The organism is Paraburkholderia sp. BR14374 (assembly GCF_040948685.1).
In the GTDB taxonomy this organism is placed as follows: Bacteria; Pseudomonadota; Gammaproteobacteria; order Burkholderiales; family Burkholderiaceae; genus Paraburkholderia; species Paraburkholderia youngii.
Map to the genome: position 1 here is coordinate 1 of NZ_JBFPKF010000011.1, position 17,887 is coordinate 17,887.

Consider the following 17,887-nt stretch of genomic DNA (forward strand, 5'->3'; position numbering starts at 1 on the left):
TCAGCGTCAGATACGGCGCCGCGAAACTCCATTCCTCATCCGACACATCAGTCGGATACCCTTTGCGGTCTGTTCTTTTCATCCCGCCAGGATAACAGGTCTCAATCGAAGTTCCTAACACGCTCTAGCAGCATCAACGAGAACAGGGAAACCGCAATACCCGCGCTACGCGCTGTAGTTGAAATTCGCTTCATCGTCAAAAAACAATCGGTCCAAGGTTGAGGAATCAGTTTACGCACGTGCCGCTGGTGGGCTGCGTTGCGGGCGGTTTGTAGCCGTCGCTCAGGGTGTTCAGGAAGCAGATCAGGTCCTGCATATCGTGCTCGGTCATGATGGGCGTGCTGCCCTGGGTCCGCGGCTGGGTGCCACTGCCCAAGGTATTGCTGCCGCCGTCGCCGGTGCCCATCGGAAGTTCCTCGTCGACATTGCCCTGGAAGGCCGCCGGCAGGTCGTTGAACTTTTGCACCGTGGCACCCCACGCGTACTGCGGGAACAGCGCATAGCTAGGGTTTGTGATGAGCGTGCCGGTGCCCCCGGTGGCCGGGTACCAGTATTCCGGGTTGGTGTCTCGCGTGTTGTAGAAATGCACGACCTGGACCAGCGAATGCAGAACCCCGTTATGGAAGAACGCGCCGCGGGTCGCCACGTTGCGCAGTGTGGGTACCTTGAACATGCCGCAGTAGGGATCGGGCGTCGCAATACCTGCCGTGCCCGGCTGATGGTCGGTCCGTAGCGGCCCGCACAGGCCCATGTCGTAGTAGCTCGGATCCTGGTTTGCCGGGATCGGCGACGGATTGTTCGGGATCGAATTATCGTTGCGCGGCAGACCAATCGCCTGATAGGTAAAGTCCGTCATCAGGCCCTGGTTGCCGTCGAAGTTGGCTCCGGCATAGTGGCAGGCCGAGCAGTTGCCGATGGTGCCGCTGTTGAAGATCAACAGGCCGCGGGCTTCGGCCGCCGTCAGAGTTCCACCGATCTTGTTATGCACGTAGAGATCGTACTTGCTCGTGTACGGGTGGAAACTGGTGTCTTCATGTTCATAGGCCTCGATCGCTTTGCCGACATCGGCGAAGGCGGCGTCGGGGTTGCTGAACACATCCGCGCCGAAGGCCTGCTTGAACAGGTCCACGTAAGAGGCGTTCTGCACCGCCTGTACCACGGCCGTTTTCGAGGAGTTCATCTCGACCGGATTGAGGAGCGGCATTGCGACCTGGTCGGCCAGCGTTGCGGCGCGGCCATCCCACATGAAGCCGCCTCCGGGTGCGTTGGAGGTGACGTTATCCGGATTCGCCGCTACGTCGTTATAAGGCGGTGTCGCGTCCTTGTAGCGCAACGAGGGCACGGCGCGTGCGCCGGATTGCGTCGGATCGGAGCCCAGTTGCACGGACAGGCTGTTCGGCGGCCCATAGGCATAGGCAGGGTCATGGCAAGTCGCGCACGCCATGTTCTTGTTGCCGGACAGGTTCGAGTCGAAGAACAGTTTCTGACCGGCCTGAGCGGCAAGGCTCAATGTGCTCCCATCAGAAGTACTCGTGCTCCCCGTAGTCGCGCCTGACGCTGTGTTCGGTGCTGAAGCGTCGCCGCTGCCGTTTCCACAGCCGGCCACGCTCAGCATGATGGCCACGCACGCGACCGCGCGAAAAACTGTCTTACGCATCGTATTGTTCTCTTGATCTTCTAACGGACAGGGGAGCGGTCGATACCGCTCCCCTGTGCCGCGTTATTTACCGCCTGATGGGGTAGCTTTAAGCATCACCACGCGCTTACTTCAGCGACCAGATGTTTTTCTGCGTTGCGTCCGGTCCCGTCTGCGTCGTCAGCGCGGTCGTACTGATCAGGTTGCCGTTGTTGTCCTTGACGCCCGTGATGTCCGCCGGATTTAGCTTCTGCACGTGGCCAGCCGGGATCACATAGGCGTGGTTGATCGGACGAACGGAGTCGAAGTGCGTATCGGCGCTGCCGGTGAACTCGGGAAGGTTCGCGATGTTCTGCAGAATGAACGCTTCCGTGTACTTCGCGCGGTTCACGTACGACGCATCGACAGCCGGATCGGCGATCTGGAACATGTCCTGCAGCGTGCGCACCAGCGAGAAGTGGCTGTAGGCGTCGCTGTCGACGATGCCCTTGGCCGCCGTACCGACGTCTTGCTGGTTGGTGATAACGCCGAAGATCGAGTTGCCGTGGCCGATGTTGCCGCTTGCGTAGCCGCTCGGCGCCGTCGACTTGGTCACAGCGCCGTTGCTGATCACCAGCGGCGCTGCACCGGAGGTCTTGCCACCAGCATTCCAGCCACAGCAGGACGTGGACGAACCTTCACCTTCGTCGAACATCACGACGATCGCAACGCGCTTCTGCGGGTTCTTCCAGAGCGCCGAGTTCTGGATCGCGGTGACGACATTGTTCAGATAGATGTCGGCCCGCGTGATGCTGGCGTTCTGACCGTTGTTGCTGTTCGCGCCGCCGTTACAGGTCTCCGTGTCCGTACCGACACCGTGCATGTCATCGCACTGGTCGGGCACGATGAAGTTGATGTTGCCGACGTCACCCTTGGCCAGGTCGAGGCTGAACTGGTCGTAGATCCACTTCGACGTGTCGTAGGTGCCACCGTTGGCGATCGAGTACGGAGACGTGCTCTTCCAGTCGGCTTCGTTGTACTGCGTGCCGAAGATCGTGCGGTTGTCGGCGTAGAACTCCGGCAGGTTGCGTGCATCCTGGAAAGCGATCGACGGACCGTGCTTGACCTTGTAGAGACCGCCCGGCATCGGGTAGGCCTGGCTATCCTGGATGACCGTGCCGTCGATGGCGGTGCCGCTGTACGCCTTCGAGACGCTTTGCGCAACGCTGTCGGCGCGCGCGTCCTGACCAGGGTTCATCGATTCGCTGTAGGTACGCGCGGTCAAACCGGCCTTCGACAGCAACGTGAACAGGTTGTCGCCGGGCACGTTGTGAACCGTACCGGAGGTCGGGTTGACGCTGCAGGCAGCGCCGCTGGTCGTGCTGAAACCAGCGAGGTGGGCGCTGTCCTGCGGCGGGAGCACGCCGGTAACCGGAAGCAGCTGACCGTCGGAAGCAGTGCCGCCGTTAAAGGCAACGTCCTTGATCGCATAGGCGCCAGTGGCACCGCAGCCCCACCAGTTGTCGTCGGTAATGCCGTAGTCGTCGGCGCCGCCCATCGCCGTGTAGTTCGGCTCCGACGGGTTACCGGTCGAGTAGTAGGTCGTCAGCTGGTTGTACGTGCTGAGCAGCTTGTTGATCGCCGGAGCCCGCGAGTTGTTCAGAATCGCGCCCGTCGACTTGTTCTCTTCGACGATGATGAAGACATTGTCGTAGGCCGGGATGCCCTCGATGTTGAAAGCGGCCTGCTGTGCCTGCGCGAACGTGATCCGCTGTTGGCTCTCGAGCGGCTTGACGAGGTTCGCCGCGGTGGCGCTCGTCCCGACCAGACGGGGATCACCGCCCTTGACAGCGAGGTTGTCCGGGTACATATCGCCACGATCGAGCTTCGTGGTGGCGTACGTGTAGCGGTTGGTCAGTGCGTTGTCTTCGAACAGCACGGCGTACTGCTCGGCGCCGGACAGCGTGTTGACGTCGGCGAGGGCGTCGGCGCCGGAAACCGTCACCGACGCGTTGTTGAACGACGGGCCCGACAGGCGGGTCGACAGATTAGCCTTCTCGGTCGCGTACTTGGTGCCGTTGGCTTCGACGAGGCGCTGCACTTCGCTCGACATCGGGCTGATCACGACTTTGCCTGCGCCCTGGTCGGCGATCTGGTCGACCGAAGCGCGCAAGATCAGGTGGCTCGCCACCTTTGCGCCCGATGCCGTGTTGGTCGCCGAGGTCGTGATGTCAGCGACGAGCGGACCCGAGGCGGTCGTGGTCAACGAGAAATGGCCGTTCGCGTCGGTTTTCGCCGAGACTTCGCCGTTGTCGAGCACACCGTTGCCATTGGCATCGACGAACACGGTGGCACCGGCGTAGTAGCCGGCCTTCAGGTTCGGGTTACCGGTCGCGCTGCCCGGTACGAAAGCAGCTGCCGCGACCACGCCCGAGTAGGTCGTGCTGGCGTTGTTGTTGCTGGAGGCGAGGCTGTCCGAATTTCCGCCGCAAGCTGCGAGCACGCAGGCAGCGGCAACGGACGTTAGACAAAGCGCTGGACGCATTTTGTGATGCGATGACATTTGGAGGACCCTGTGTGAGTTGTTTCGGCAACCGCTTCTTTTATCGGGGGGCAAGACTTAGTAAAACGAGCGAATAATATGAAGGGTTTGTGTAAAAAGTATGTCTGCCCACGATAAGGATTAGCGTGACAACCTGACTTGGTTCAGTTCACATCTTTTTGAAAAGACGCAATGCACGGGGAAGCAGCAAAAATACTCCCGATTCGCCTCGCGTGAGGCGAACCAATGCATAAAGGTTTGAAAAAAACGATGCCTTTTTAGGCAAAGACGGCCTCGCAGGAAGAGGGACGAGAGGCGCGATAAGAGTAACGAAAAGAAATATTTCGCTTTTTTACTATCGATAAACTAAGTTATCGAGGAGTACAAATGAACCAAATACCAGGACCAATAACGGCGCTGGCTATTTAAGTGATGGCTCACTCGCTCGTCGAATCGACTGTCATTTGCGAACCGCTATCTCGCGCGGGACGCTGCACGACACGAACGAGCCCGCTGCCGCCGCCGCCGCAGAAGAACAGATCCGCGCCGTTCGATTCGAGTCCGGAGATACCCGCGCCGGCAGGCATCTCGACACTCTCGAGCACCTCGCCCGTGCGCGGATCGATATGCCGCAGATCGCTCTCGTCTCCTTCCCACGTGCCATGCCATAGCTCGCCGTCGACCCACGTAATGCCGGTCACGAAGCGATTCGATTCGATCGTGCGCAACACCGCGCCAGTGTCCGGATCGACCTGATAGATTTTCCGTTCGGGATACTGACCGACCCACAGCGAACCCTCGGCCCAGGTGAGCCCGGAGTGGCCGCCGTCGCCGGGCGCCGCGATCGTCGACAGCACACGGCCGCTCTGCGGATCGATCTTCTGGATGCGGCCATTCGCGATCTGGAACAGGTGCTCGCCGTCGAAGGCCGTGCCCGCGTCGGCGGGAACCGCGATCGAGCGCAGCGTCTCGCCGCTCGCCGGATCGAACGCGTCGAGTCGTTCGCCGGTCGCGATCCACACCTGCCGGCCGTCGTAAGTGACTCCGTGCACTTTATCGACGCCCGTAAAGGGCCCATATTCGCGGACGATTCTGGCGGCAGAGTGGTTCATGATGACCATCCTAATCACGAAGGGAACGGGGAAGGGAGTAACAAAGCCGTCGCGAATCCGGCGAGCGGCGGCGTCATCCAGCGGCGCGCGCGCCCGTCGCCCACCGGCTGCACCTTGCCGGCCGCGGCGAGCGTGTCGAGTGAGCGCTGCACGGTGCGCTGACTCGCGCCGAGCACGAGGGCAAGCGCGGAACTCGACCACGATTCGCCATCCGCTAGAAACGCGAGCAGCGCCGCATGCTCGCCTTCGACTGGCGGCGCCAGCACGACGACCTCGCGCGCTTGCCGCGGGGCGAGCGCGAAGCCGCGCGTCGTCGCGCTGACGCTCGCGAGCGTGCCGAGCGCCGCGCGCAGCCGGCCGATCTCGACGCGCAGCCGCGCGCGATGCGATTCGTCGGCGCGTTTGGCGCGGAACGCGCGTGCGACGAGCGCGTCGCGCGGCACGTCGTCGGGCCATGCCTCGCCGAGCATGCGAGCAAGCGCGAACAACACCGGTCGGCTCGCCAGCGCAATCGCCGCGTTGGCGTCGCGGATCGCGTAGCGGCAAGCATCGACGATGAGCGGACCGCCCGCCTGGTTCGAGGTCAGCAGCTTCTCGATTTCGTCGAGCAGGATCGGTTCTTCTTCGCCACGCGCGATCATGCGCGCCACCGGCTCGCTCAGTGCGGCCGACGCGCTTTCGACTTCCGCGATCAACGCCGGAATGCCGGCCTCGCGTGCCGCGCGTGCGGCCCGCGCCAGCGCGGCACGGGCGGCGCCGCTGCGCAAACGCCGCAGCGCGACCCCCGCGACCACCAGCTCATGCGCGGCACGCAACGCGGTCGGAAACGGCCGCGGATCGAGCGCGGCAAGCTTGCGCTCCGCTTCGTCGAGACGGCCGATCAGCAGCAGACGCCGCGCCGCCAGATACCGCGCATGCGCGGCATTGACGCGATCGCCGTGCGCGTCGAGCGTGGCGGTCGCGGCATCGAGTGTTCTGGCGGGCCATGCGAGATCGCGCGACGCGAACGCGATCTCCGCTTCGGCGACCACGCAGCGCGCACGCGCGACCGCATGCTGCGCGCCGAACGCGCGCGCGGCGCCGCGCACCAGCGCCCTTGCGCGCACGAAATCGCCGAGCTGTGCCATCGCGATGCCGCGCAGCGCGAGCGCCGGCGCGTCGTCGCGCAACGCGACGCGGTCGAGCGCGCCGAGCGGATCGCCGGCCGCGAGCGCGCGCGCCGCCGCCGCAATCAGCGCGTCCACGGCGTGCGAGTCCGCGCGTAGCACGTCAATGCATCAAGCGAATCCCGCCACACTTGTCACTCCCATCCGAGCGATGCCCGGTTCTAATCTAGCACGACCATCAACCGTCACCGACGCCTTCGGGCAAGAGCTCGCGCGGCGCGGCACGACCCACGGAGGAACCCACGATGACCACGCATCCGGTCGGAACACGCGAACAGTGGCTCGACGCGCGACGCGCGCTGCTCGACGCGGAAAAAGCCCACACGCGACACAGCGACGAGCTCGCGCGGCAACGCCAGGCGCTGCCGTGGGTGAAGGTCGATAAGGCCTACCGCTTCGATACCGACGAAGGCAGCGCGTCGCTCGCCGAGCTGTTCAGCGGACGTTCGCAGCTGCTCGTCTACCACTTCATGTTCGGGCCCGACTATAAGGCGGGCTGCCCGTCGTGCTCGTCGATCGCGGACGGCTTCGGCGGCTTCGCCGTGCATCTCGCGCATCACGACGTGATGCTGATGGCGGTGTCGCGCGCGCCGCTCGAGAAGTTGCAGGCGTATAAGCGGCGCATGGGCTGGACGTTTCCATGGGCGTCGTCGGCAAGCGGCGATTTCAATTTCGACTTCAATGTCTCGTTCACCGAAGCACAGCAGCGCGCCGGCGATATCGAATACAACTACGCACGCAACAGTCACGCGATGGACGTGAGTCCCGCGCCGGAACCCGTCGCGCAATTCGCGGCGACCTGCGGCACCGACGCGGCCACCTATTCGCGCGACCGGCCCGGCATGAGCGCGTTCGTGCTCGAAGACGGCGTCGTCTATCACACGTATTCGACCTACGCGCGCGGCGTCGATGCGCTGTGGGGCATGTACCAGTGGCTCGATCGCGCGCCGAAGGGACGCAACGAGACAGGCATCTGGTGGCGCCGTCACGACGAGTACGAGCGGTGATGGGCCCGCTCGTGCGCGCTGCCTGCATGAGCGGGCAGCACTTCTCCACGTGGCGCGCGATGCGCTTATCGCAGCGCGTGTTCGTCGGCGTCTGCGCGTTGGTGTTCATCGCGAGCGTCGCGGCGACACTGGCGCACAACGCGTCGATGTCGGCGATGGGCGCGCTGCCGATGCCAGGCGGCTGGTCGATGTCGACGCTGTGGATGCCGACTTGCGGGCGCACGTGGGCCCGCACCGCGGCATCGTTCATCGGCATGTGGATCGTGATGATGGCGGCGATGATGCTGCCGTCGTTGATGCCGACGCTGCTGCGCTATCGCGGCGCGGTCGGCGCGCGGGCGAGCGCGGGGCGACTGGCGCTGCTGACCGTGCTGGTGAGCGGCGCGTATGCCGTCGTATGGACTGCGCTCGGCGCGGCCGTGTTTGCGCTCGGTGCGTCGCTCGCGACGCTCGAGTTGCGGTGGCTAGCGCTCGCTCGTTCGGTGCCGTTAGCGGCCGGCGTGGTCGTCCTGCTCGCCGGCGTATTGCAGTTCAGCACGTGGAAAACGCGCCGCCTCGCCTGCTGTCGCGCGACACCGAGCCTCGCCGCCGACGCGGCAAGCGCTTGGCGCTACGGGCTGCGCATCGGGGTGGATTGTGCCGGTTGCTGTGCGGGGTTGACGGCGATTCTGCTGGTCGCCGGCATGATGGATTTGCGCTTGATGGCTGCCGTGACGGTCGCCATCACCGCCGAGCGAGTGGCGCCGGACGGCGCGCGGGTCGCACGGGCGATCGGCGCCATAGCCATCGGCGTCGCTGGCTGGCTGCTTGTCCAAGCCGTGTCAGCCGGCTGATACACGCGCCCGATCCACCGTCGATCGCTTCGCAAATCGATGCTCGACAGCCTTGCCGCCCCAATATTGTTTTAGTTATGGAAACAGTGAGTTCAGGAATTAGGTATTTACCCTAGTTCCGACTCCCCCTAGACTGTCATCACTGCTGCAAACAAACGGTTTCGCAGCCTAACAAGACAAAACCTGGAGGTAGTAAAAATGAAATCGCTCGTTCAAGCTGTCGTTATCGCCGCTACCCTCGCTGCTCCGGTTGCTGTTTTCGCTTAATCGAACCAGCCGCTGACCCGCGCGCAAGTTCGTGAAGAGCTGGTTCAGATCGAAAAGGCCGGGTACAACCCTGCGCGTTCGAACCCGAACGAATATCCGTCGAACATTCAGGCTGCCGAAGCCCGCGTCGCGGCGCAAAACAGCGCGGTCGGCGGCGTGACCAGCGGTTCGTCGCAACAGGGCCGCGCAGCGCAGTAAGCCGCGTTCCCGGTTGGAAAGTTGCCGTCGATTTAGCTGTACCTGCCGGGGCGCTTCGCCATAGCGCTCTTGCAGCTTCCCCTGCTGGCCCGCCATCGCGATTGAATGCAATGGCGGGCCAGTTCCGTTTTGGGAAGCCCTGCTAGTGTCGCGTCAGACCGCGCCCGGGTTGATATACGCGGTCTTCACCGACGTATAGAACTCGCGGGCGTAGGCGCCCTGCTCGCGCGGACCATAGCTCGATCCCTTCCTGCCGCCGAACGGCACGTGATAATCGACCCCCGCCGTCGCGGTGTTGACCATCACCATGCCCGCCTGCACATGGCGGCGGAAATGACTCGCGTACTTCAGCGACGTCGTGCAGATGCCGGCCGACAGACCGAACTCGGTGTCGTTAGCAACCGCGAGCGCTTCCTGGTAGTCCTTGACCTTGATCACCGACGCGACCGGCCCGAACACCTCTTCGCGGTTGATGCGCATTGCCGAGGTCGTCTCCGTGACCAGCGCCGGCGCGAGGAAGTTGCCCGGCGTCACGCCTTGGACGCGCTCGCCGCCGAACACCGTGCCACCCTCTTCGCGCGCGATCGCCAGATAGCGCTCGTCCTGCTCCAGTTGCTTGTCGTCGACGACAGGGCCGATCTGCGTGCCGTCCGCGAGCGCATCGCCAACCTTCAGTGCGCGCATGCGCGCCTTCATGCCGTCGATGAAGCGGTCGTAGATCCCCGCGGTGACGATCAGCCGGCTCGATGCCGTGCAACGCTGGCCCGTCGAGTAGAACGCGCCGTTGATGCAGGCTTCGACCGCGACGTCGAGATCGGCGTCGTCGAGCACGACCATCGGATTCTTGCCGCCCATTTCGAGCTGGAATTTCTTGCCCGACTCGAAGCACTTCGCGCCGATCGCGCGGCCCGTGGAGACGGAACCGGTAAAGCTGATCGCATCCACGTGCGGCGACGACACCAGCGCCTCGCCGACCACCGAGCCGCGGCCCATCACGAGGTTGATCACGCCCGCCGGCGCGCCAGCCTCGGCGATGATCTTGACCAGCTCCCACGTGCTGCCCGGCACCAGATCAGCCGGCTTGATGACGACCGTATTGCCGTACGCGAGCGCGGGCGCGATCTTCCACGCCGGAATCGCGATCGGAAAGTTCCATGGCGTAATCAGGCCGACCACGCCAACCGGTTCGCGCGTCATTTCGACCGTCATGCCCGGTCGCACCGACGGCACGATTTCGCCGCCGACGCGCAGCGCTTCGCCCGCGAAAAACTTGAAGATCTGGCCGGCTCGGCCCACTTCTCCGATCGCCTCGGGCAGCGTCTTGCCCTCTTCACGCGCGAGCAGCTTGCCGAGCTCTGCCTTGCGCGCGAGGATCGCGCTGCCCGCCTGGTCGAGCACGTCGAAGCGCTGCTGCGGCGTGGACAGCGACCACGTCGCGAAAGCCTTGCGCGCGGCGCTGATCGCGCGGTGCGTCTGCGCGGCGTCGGCTTGCGCGAATTCGCCGATCACGTCGTCGAGATTCGACGGATTGACGTTCCGCGATACGCTCGCGCCGTCGACCCACTGTCCGTCGATGTAGTTTGCAAATTGACTCATGTCCTGATTCTCCTTTCGAAAATTGCAGCGACGATCCAGTTATTCAGCAACCAGCAGGCCACGAGCCGCGAGGTTGCGATAAAGCGCACGCACGCCGAACGTCCACGGTTCGATTTCGGTGGACAGGCGCACCGTGTTGGTCAGCGCGCCGAGCTGCGGCGTCGAAATCGTCACGCGGTCGCCGAGGTGATGCGTGAAACCGGCGCCGGCCGCGTCGCGGTCCTTGATCGGCGAGAACATCGTGCCGAGGAACAGCATAAAGCCGTCCGGGTACTGATGGTGACGGCCGCAGGTCTGCGCGACGAGGTCGGCCGGGTCGCGGCTGATCTCGCTCATATGGCTCACGCCGTCGAGCACGAACTCGTCGTCGGTGCCTTCGACGCGCAGCGACACGCTCGCGCTGCGCACCGAGTCGAGCGAGAAGGTGTCGTCGAACAGCCGCACGAACGGGCCGATCGCGCACGAGCCGTTGTTGTCCTTGCACTTGCCGAGCAACAGCGCCGAGCGCCCTTCGATGTCGCGCAGGTTCACGTCGTTGCCCAGCGTCGCACCGACGATGTTGCCGCGGCTATTCACCGCGAGCACGATCTCCGGCTCCGGGTTGTTCCACACCGACGCGGCGAGCAGACCGACGTCCGCGCCGAAGCCGACCGCCGACATCGGCTGCGATTTCGAAAATACTTCGGCGTCCGGACCGATGCCGACTTCCATGTATTGCGACCACGCATCGCGACGCTCGAGCTCGGCCTTCAGCTTCATCGCGGCCTCCGAGCCCGGCTTGATCTTCGACAGATCGGTGCCGATCGTCGATGCGATCGTCTCGCGCACTTCCTTCGCCTTCGCCGGATCGCCGCCGGCCTGCTCCTCGATCACGCGCTCGATCAGGCTCACCGCGAACGTGACGCCGCAGGCCTTGATCGCCTGCACGTCGCACGGCGCGAGCAGGCGCACGGCGGGGGTGCTCGCGCCCGGCAGGTTTGCGTCGATCAGTTGCGCGACCGGCCCGAGCGGCGCGCCCGGCGCGCTGCGCGCAAATTGCGCGGCATCGTCGCGTTCGAATAGATCGGCGGTGGTCGGCACGCTCGCGGTGATGTCGAACACCTCGCCGCCGCGCACGACGACCACGCACGGTCCTTCATGCTGCTCGGTCTTGCGCCACACGCGGCCGATCAGCAGCGCGTCGTTCAGATCGCCGGGAAGAAAGCTGGAGGAGGAAGTTGCGGACATGGGATGGGCTCTTTCGAATAAGTGGGGAAACGGGCAAGGCCGGGCGTCGCGTTGCGTGCGAAGCCCGGCCTTGTCACCTGCAGGTTAATGCGAATGCCGTGGATTGCCGCGCTCGGCAATCACCTTCAGATAAAGCGTCGCCGGTTCCAGACAGCCGCCGGTCGAAAGCTGGCCGACCGTCTTGCGGTACAGCTCCTGCCACGGCGTTTGGGCGGCCGGAATCTCGAACTTCACGGTTTCGCGGCGTCGCGCGAGTTCGGCTTCGTCGACCAGCACGTTGACGCTGCGCGAATTCAGATCGACGCGGATGCGGTCATTCGTGCGCAACAGCGCGAGGCCGCCGCCCACCGCCGCTTCCGGCGACATGTTCAGAATCGACGGGCTCGCGGACGTGCCGCTCTGCCGGCCGTCGCCCAGTGTGGGCAGCGACGTGATGCCCTGGCGCACGAGCGCCGCCGGCGGCGCCATGTTGACGACCTCGGCGCTGCCCGGATAGCCGACCGTGCCGGTGCCGCGAATCACGAGAATGCAATGCTCGTCGATTTCGAGGGCCGGGTCGTTGATGCGCGCGTGATAGTCCTCGGGGCCGTCGAACACGATCGCGCGTGCTTCGAAGGTGTTCTCCGCACCCGGCTCGCTCAGATAGGTCTTGCGGAACGCATCGCCGACCACCGACATCTTCATGATCGCGCTGTCGAAGAAGTTGCCCGACAGCACCATGAAGCCCGCGCCGTGCTTCAGCGGATCGTCGGTCGTCTTGATCACCTCGCGATCCGGCGTCGGCGCGGCGGCCGCGATTTCGCCCATCGTGCGGCCCGACACCGTCAGACATTCCTCGTGCACGAGGCCGGCTTTGGCGAGCTCGTGCATCACGGCCGGCACGCCGCCCGCGCGATGGAAGCTCTCGCCGAGATACTCGCCCGCGGGCATGCAGTTGACGATCAGCGGCACCTGCTCGCCGACGCGCTGCCAGTCGTCGAGACTCAGCTCGACGCCCATGTGCCGCGCGATCGCGATCAGATGCGGCGGGCAGTTGGTCGACGCGCCGAGCGCCGATGCGACCACGATCGCGTTTTCGAACGCTTCTTTCGTCATGATCTTCGACGGCCGCACGTCCTCGCGCACCAGATCGACGATGCGCTTGCCGGTCGCGTAGGCCATCTGGCCGCGCTCGCGATATGCGGCCGGAATGCTCGCGCAGCCGGGCAGCGACATGCCGAGCGCTTCGGCGAGGCTATTCATCGACAGCGCGGTGCCCATCGTGTTGCAGTGACCGATCGACGGCGACGATGCGGTGGTCAGATCCATGAAGCCTTCGTAGTCGATCTCGCCGGCCGCGAGTAGATTGCGCGCATGCCAGATCACCGTGCCCGAGCCGACGCGCTTGCCGTCGTGCCAGCCGTCGAGCATCGGACCGCCGGACAGCACGATCGCCGGCATGTCGACGGTGGCCGCCGCCATCAGGCACGCGGGCGTGGTCTTGTCGCAGCCGGTGGTCAGCACCACGCCGTCGAGCGGGAAGCCGTGCAGGATTTCGACGAGACCCAGATACGCAAGATTGCGGTCCAGCGCGGCGGTCGGTCGGCGGCTCTGCTCGGCGAGCGGATGCACCGGAAACTCCATCGGAATGCCACCCGCGTCGCGAATGCCGGCTTTCGTGCGCGCCGCCAGTTCGATGTGATGCCGGTTGCAGGGCGCGAGGTCGCTGCCCGTCTGTGCGATGCCGATGATCGGCCGGCCCGACTGCAGCTCTTCGCGCGTCAGACCGTAGTTCATGAATCGCTCGACGTACAGTGCCGTCATATCCGCATGCGAGGGATCGTCGAACCATTCCTGGCTGCGCAGCCGGCGCGGGGTGGATGCTGACATGATGCGTGTCTCTCTATCTGGGTGAGGGTTGCTGATATGCGCTTATGCGTGCTCTGCGTGTTTCCGTGCCTGCGCCGTCTCACGGCCAGGCGCGCTGTCTTCATTCGACGTGGCCCGCGTCAGCATCGTGCGCGGCACGAGCAGGATCAGCACGCAGCTGACCAGCAGACACGCACCGAGTGCGTAGGTGCCGTTGTTGATGTCGCCGGTCAGGTTTTTTGCCACGGCGGTGATCATCGAACCGGTAAATCCGGACAGATTGCCGATCGCGTTGATCATCGCGATGCCGGCCGCCGCCGCGGCGCCCGACAGCAACTGCCCCGGGAACGTCCAGTAAATCGGCATCAACGCGAGGATGCCAGCGGTGGCGATCGTCAGAAACGTGATCGCCCACACCACATGATGCGCCAAAGCCGCGCTCATGATCAGACCGACTCCGCCGATCAGCGCCGGAATCGCCGCATGCAGGCGCCGCTCGCCGGTCTTCTTCGAATGCGCGGCGTTCGCGAGCGTCGCGACGATCGCCACGCCGTACGGGATCGCGGTCAACAGGCCGATATGCAGCGGGTCCTGCACGCCGGTCGCCTTGATGATCGACGGCAGCCAGAACGCGAGGCCGTAGAAGCCGGTATTGAAGGTGAGCAAGATCGCGACCAGCAGCCAGACGCGCGGATCGCGCACCGCCGAGCCGAAGCGCGCGGTCTTGTGCGCGCTTTCGCGCTGCAGATTCGCCGCGAGCAGGCTCTTTTCCTGGGGCGTGAGCCAGCGGGCACGGTCGATGCCGTCGTCGAGCGAAAAGTACACGACGAACGCGGTCAGCAGCGACGGCACGCCCTCGATCAGCAGCATCCATTGCCAGCCCTGATAGCCGAGCAGGCCCGCCGTATGTTCCATCAGCCAGCCCGACACGACGCCGCCGAGCATCAGACTGACCGGCATCGCGATCAGAAAGCCGGACATCACGCGGCTTTGGCGCTGCGCGGGAAACCAGAAGTTCAGATACAGAATCACGCCGGGGAAGAAGCCGGCCTCGCAGAGCCCGAGCAGGAAGCGCAGGATGTAGAACATCGTCGCGGTTTCGACGTGCGCGATCTGCGCGAGCGGCGCGACGAACGCGAGCGCCATCGACACGAGCCCCCACGTGAACATGATGCGCGCGATCCAGAAACGCGCGCCATAGCGATGCAGAAACACGTTGCTGGGCACTTCGAAGATGAAATAGCCCCAGAAAAACACGCTCGCGCCGATCGCGTACATGGTGTCGGACAAGCCGAGATCGTCGAGCATCTGCAGCTTCGCGAAGCCGACGTTCACGCGATCCAGATACGCAACCACATAGCACAGCAACAGTATCGGCAGCAGCCGGCGTACGACCTTGCGATAGGTCCTTTCCTCGAACTCGTCGACGCGCGCGCTGGGCGCGGCGATGGCGGACGGTACAGCGGTCATTCGTTTCTCCATCAGCGTGTTTTGTTGGCAAATGCCGTTGCCGGCAGAGTTACCGGTAACATTTCTGGCTGTGGATGTTACGCCGGGCTTACCGTCCGGACAACCAAGGGATATCCCTGATCTGTCTGATTAAGGGTAGTTCGACGCGTTCCGCGGCTTGCGAATTCAGCGACGCGCCCATTACGCGCTATCGCGCGCAATCACCGTGAAATCGATCTTCACCGCTTTCCTGCGATGCACGCCGCCGGCTTCGCGGTCAGCGAGCGCCGCGAGCAACGTCTCGCCGGCGCGCAGGCCGATGCCGTAAGCATCGACCGATACCGTCGTGATGCTCGGCTGACAGCACCACGACACCTCGAAGTTGCCGAAACCGGCAACCGCGATGTCGCCCGGCACCGACAGCCCGCGCCGATGGCACTCCATGATCGCGCCGAACGCCGACATGTCGCTCACGCACATCACGGCCTCGGTATCGGGCCACGTGTCCAGCAACGCGCTGATCGCCGGCGCGCCGTGGCTCATCGTGATCGGCGAATCGCCAAGCCGGATCACGCGCGGCTCGCCGAGGCCCAGCGCCTTGACTTCGGCGACGTAGCCGCGCATCCGGTCGTGCCCGCGCCGGTCGCGCTCGCTGGCGCCCGCGATAAAGCCGATCCGCCGATAACCGCGCTCGTGCAGATGGCGGACCATCGCGCGCGCCGCCGCCGAGTTCGAAAAACCGACGACCGTATCGATCGGATCGCTGGGCAAATCCCACATTTCGACGACCGGGATACCGGCGCGCTGCAACAGCATGCGCGTCGCGTCGGTGTGCCGGCCGCCCGTCAAAGCGACGCAGCGCGGCTGGTGGCGCAGCATCGAGCGCACCAGCAGTTCTTCCTGTTCCAGCAGGTAGTCCGTGTCGCCGAGCAACAGTTGCAGACCGTGCGGATTCAGTGCGGCATTCAGGCCGCGCACGGTGTCGGAGAAGTTCGAGCTGGACAGCGACGGCACCAGCACCGCGACGAACTCCGAGCGTCCCGACGACAGCGCGCCCGCCGCCGCATCGGCGACGTAACCGAGTTCGTCGATGACCTTTTGCACGCGTTCGCGGGTCGCTTGCGACACGTTGCGGCCCGCGAGCACGCGCGACACGGTCATCTTCGAGACGCCCGCACGTTCGGCAACATCGGACATGCGGGGCGGGACTGGCGGCCTGGACGTCATGATAGGAATCGGGGCGAATGCGCGAAAGTCATGGAACGCACATGATAGCGGGCCGCTCCTTGCGGAGCGACCAGGCAACGTCAGGGTTGCGTTTTGCGGCTTGTCCTGTCGCTGTGTTATGTCGTTTTAACGCTCGAAGCCCACCGTGCAGCGAGCATGAACCTGTCCCGCCACTGGTGCTCGGAACGAGAACAGCCCGCCCGCCTGCGGCTGATGCTGGCGCTCGACGGCAGTCAGCCCCTTCCATGCGGTCGTCACATAGACGGTTTGCAGATCGTCGCCGCCGAACGCGAGCTTCGTCACGTTCGCGCACGGCAACGGCACCTGATCGACCAGTTCGCCCGCCGGTGAATAACGCTCGATCCGCCAGCCGCCGAACAGCGCGATCCACACGAAGCCGTCGGCATCGACGGCCATGCCGTCGGGATGGCCGTCGCCCGAGATCGCGGCGAAGATGCGCTTGCCCGACAGCGTGCCGTCCGCGGCGACGTCGAACGCATAGACCACGCGCCGCATCGTGTCGTTGTGATACAGCGTGCGGCCGTCCGGGCTCATCGCCGGGCCGTTCGTGATCACGTAGTCATCGTCCTGCGCGATCGCCGCGCCTTGCTCGTTCAAGCGATACAGCGTGCCGCTCGGCGCCTCTTCGGCATCGTCCATCGAGCCGAACCACAAGCGCCCTTGGGCATCGACGAAACCGTCGTTCAGGCGGTTGCCCGGCAGATGGGGTTCGACGTCGGCGAGCTTGCTGAACTCCCCGCTCGCCGGATCGAAGCGATGCAGGCCGCCTGGCAGCCCGCACACGAACGTGCCGTTAGCGAGCGGCGCCAGAAAACCGGGCTGGTCGGGCGCCTGCCAGGTCCGTTGCTCCCCGCTCGCGACGGACAGCCGATGAATCCGGCGCCCCTTGATATCGACGAAATACACGGCGTTCTCGGCGGCCTGCCACAGCGGCCCTTCAGCCAGTTCGGCGCCGACCGCCCATACGCACACAGGTACCTGCATGCTCATTCTCCGTACCACCCTGCGTCGACGAAGTAATCACGGCCGGAGCAGCGCGACGCGTCGTCGGACGCGAGGAACAACGCCATGCGCGCGACGTGCTCGGGCTCGATGCGCAGTTGCAGACACTGACTCGCGACGACCTTCGCTTCGCTCTCCGCCGATTGCCACAGCTGCATTTGCCGCGGCGTCTTCACCGCACCCGGAATGATGCAGTTCACGCGGATGCCCGCGCCGCCCAGATCGCGCGCGAGACCCCGCGTGAGCCCTTCGATGCCCGCCTTGGCCGTCATATAGATCGCGAGGTTCGGCAGCGCGACATGCCAGGACACCGAGCCCAGATTCAGGATCACGCCGCGCCCCGCGCGACGCATGCCGTTCGCGGCGGCTTGTGCGCAGAAGAACTGGTGGCGCAGATTCACCGCGATACGGTCGTCCCAGTAGCTCGCGGTGAGCTCGCCGATTTCGTGCCGATCGTCGTTGCCGGCGTTGTTGACGAGCACGTCGATCGGACCTGCCGCTTCGACGATGGCCGCAAACGTGCTTTCGATTGCATCGACATTTTTCAGGTCGCAGCGGCGGAACAGCGGTTGATGCTTCGCGTGGCGAAGCGTTTCCTGCAGCGCGAGCGAATCGTGCTCGGCGACGTCGAGGAAGAACACGCGCGCGCCTTGCTGCGCGAAGGCCTCGACGATCGCGGCGCCGATCCCGCTGCCGCCGCCGGTTACGACGATGGTTTTGTCCGCCAGGCTTGGATAGGTTGCGTACGACATCAGATTTTCCACTTGAAACGAGTAG

At 64.7% G+C, this 17,887-nt stretch carries 13 protein-coding genes and 2 pseudogenes; 3 read left to right on the top strand and 12 right to left on the bottom strand.

The features are described from left to right. The 5 genes and pseudogenes from AB3X86_RS23545 to AB3X86_RS23565 all read right to left on the bottom strand — a co-directional run. Nucleotides 1-82 (bottom strand): annotated as a pseudogene (locus tag AB3X86_RS23545) (IS5/IS1182 family transposase); the annotation flags it as partial. A 144-nt stretch (nt 83-226) separates the two neighbouring features. Next, nucleotides 227-1,657 carry a cytochrome-c peroxidase gene (locus AB3X86_RS23550; RefSeq protein WP_368597880.1) on the bottom strand — a complete coding sequence of 477 codons (1,431 nt, stop codon included), beginning with the start codon at nt 1,655-1,657 and terminating at the stop codon, nt 227-229. Nucleotides 1,658-1,763: 106 nt separating this feature from the next. Next, a complete protein-coding gene (locus tag AB3X86_RS23555) occupies nt 1,764-4,160 on the bottom strand; it encodes an alkaline phosphatase family protein (protein WP_368597881.1) in 2,397 nt (798 codons plus the stop codon). A 434-nt stretch (nt 4,161-4,594) separates the two neighbouring features. Next, on the bottom strand, nt 4,595-5,269 hold the full coding sequence (locus AB3X86_RS23560) for a PQQ-binding-like beta-propeller repeat protein (protein WP_176121558.1): 675 nt from the start codon (nt 5,267-5,269) through the stop codon (nt 4,595-4,597). A 14-nt stretch (nt 5,270-5,283) separates the two neighbouring features. Further along, the gene (locus AB3X86_RS23565; RefSeq protein ID WP_368597882.1) at nt 5,284-6,513 is read right to left on the bottom strand and encodes a helix-turn-helix domain-containing protein; all 1,230 of its coding nucleotides are present in this window, start codon (nt 6,511-6,513) and stop codon (nt 5,284-5,286) included. A 167-nt stretch (nt 6,514-6,680) separates the two neighbouring features. Here AB3X86_RS23565 and AB3X86_RS23570 point away from each other — a divergent pair, with 167 nt between their 5' ends. From AB3X86_RS23570 to AB3X86_RS23580, 3 genes and pseudogenes are all read left to right on the top strand, one after another. Beyond that, nucleotides 6,681-7,442, top strand: a complete 762-nt coding sequence (locus AB3X86_RS23570; protein ID WP_176365360.1) for a DUF899 domain-containing protein — start codon at nt 6,681-6,683, stop codon at nt 7,440-7,442. Continuing rightward, complete coding sequence (locus AB3X86_RS23575; protein WP_368597883.1) at nt 7,442-8,275, top strand: DUF2182 domain-containing protein; 834 nt, start codon at nt 7,442-7,444, stop codon at nt 8,273-8,275. Before AB3X86_RS23570 ends, AB3X86_RS23575 begins: the two co-directional genes overlap by 1 nt. 198 nt (nt 8,276-8,473) lie before the next feature. Next, a pseudogene (locus AB3X86_RS23580) lies at nt 8,474-8,740 on the top strand (DUF4148 domain-containing protein). 153 nt (nt 8,741-8,893) lie between these two features. Here AB3X86_RS23580 and AB3X86_RS23585 read toward each other — a convergent pair. From AB3X86_RS23585 to AB3X86_RS23615, 7 genes are all read right to left on the bottom strand, one after another. Further along, nucleotides 8,894-10,336, bottom strand: a complete 1,443-nt coding sequence (locus AB3X86_RS23585; RefSeq protein ID WP_368597884.1) for an aldehyde dehydrogenase family protein — start codon at nt 10,334-10,336, stop codon at nt 8,894-8,896. Between the two features lie 39 nt (nt 10,337-10,375). After that, nucleotides 10,376-11,563 (bottom strand): fumarylacetoacetate hydrolase family protein, encoded by a 1,188-nt coding sequence (locus AB3X86_RS23590; RefSeq protein WP_368597885.1) that lies wholly within the window; start codon nt 11,561-11,563, stop codon nt 10,376-10,378. An 84-nt stretch (nt 11,564-11,647) separates the two neighbouring features. Further along, a complete protein-coding gene (locus AB3X86_RS23595) occupies nt 11,648-13,432 on the bottom strand; it encodes an IlvD/Edd family dehydratase (RefSeq protein ID WP_368597886.1) in 1,785 nt (594 codons plus the stop codon). Nucleotides 13,433-13,474: 42 nt separating this feature from the next. Next, the gene (locus AB3X86_RS23600) at nt 13,475-14,881 is read right to left on the bottom strand and encodes an MFS transporter (RefSeq protein ID WP_368597887.1); all 1,407 of its coding nucleotides are present in this window, start codon (nt 14,879-14,881) and stop codon (nt 13,475-13,477) included. A 180-nt stretch (nt 14,882-15,061) separates the two neighbouring features. Then, on the bottom strand, nt 15,062-16,057 hold the full coding sequence (locus AB3X86_RS23605; protein WP_368592106.1) for a LacI family DNA-binding transcriptional regulator: 996 nt from the start codon (nt 16,055-16,057) through the stop codon (nt 15,062-15,064). A 156-nt stretch (nt 16,058-16,213) separates the two neighbouring features. Next, entirely contained in the window at nt 16,214-17,098 is an 885-nt protein-coding gene (locus tag AB3X86_RS23610; RefSeq protein ID WP_368597888.1) for an SMP-30/gluconolactonase/LRE family protein, read from the bottom strand. Beyond that, on the bottom strand, nt 17,095-17,862 hold the full coding sequence (locus AB3X86_RS23615; protein ID WP_184227002.1) for an SDR family NAD(P)-dependent oxidoreductase: 768 nt from the start codon (nt 17,860-17,862) through the stop codon (nt 17,095-17,097). Before AB3X86_RS23615 ends, AB3X86_RS23610 begins: the two co-directional genes overlap by 4 nt. Nucleotides 17,863-17,887: the final 25 nt, after the last annotated feature.

Coding starts and splice junctions, on each gene's coding strand:
- AB3X86_RS23550 (WP_368597880.1), bottom strand. CDS start 1,657: ATGCGTAAGACAGTTTTTCGCGCGGTCGCGTGCGTGGCCATCATGCTG.
- AB3X86_RS23555 (WP_368597881.1), bottom strand. CDS start 4,160: ATGCGTCCAGCGCTTTGTCTAACGTCCGTTGCCGCTGCCTGCGTGCTC.
- AB3X86_RS23560 (WP_176121558.1), bottom strand. CDS start 5,269: ATGAACCACTCTGCCGCCAGAATCGTCCGCGAATATGGGCCCTTTACG.
- AB3X86_RS23570 (WP_176365360.1), top strand. CDS start 6,681: ATGACCACGCATCCGGTCGGAACACGCGAACAGTGGCTCGACGCGCGA.
- AB3X86_RS23575 (WP_368597883.1), top strand. CDS start 7,442: ATGGGCCCGCTCGTGCGCGCTGCCTGCATGAGCGGGCAGCACTTCTCC.
- AB3X86_RS23585 (WP_368597884.1), bottom strand. CDS start 10,336: ATGAGTCAATTTGCAAACTACATCGACGGACAGTGGGTCGACGGCGCG.
- AB3X86_RS23590 (WP_368597885.1), bottom strand. CDS start 11,563: ATGTCCGCAACTTCCTCCTCCAGCTTTCTTCCCGGCGATCTGAACGAC.
- AB3X86_RS23595 (WP_368597886.1), bottom strand. CDS start 13,432: ATGTCAGCATCCACCCCGCGCCGGCTGCGCAGCCAGGAATGGTTCGAC.
- AB3X86_RS23600 (WP_368597887.1), bottom strand. CDS start 14,881: ATGACCGCTGTACCGTCCGCCATCGCCGCGCCCAGCGCGCGCGTCGAC.
- AB3X86_RS23605 (WP_368592106.1), bottom strand. CDS start 16,057: ATGTCCGATGTTGCCGAACGTGCGGGCGTCTCGAAGATGACCGTGTCG.
- AB3X86_RS23610 (WP_368597888.1), bottom strand. CDS start 17,098: ATGAGCATGCAGGTACCTGTGTGCGTATGGGCGGTCGGCGCCGAACTG.
- AB3X86_RS23615 (WP_184227002.1), bottom strand. CDS start 17,862: ATGTCGTACGCAACCTATCCAAGCCTGGCGGACAAAACCATCGTCGTA.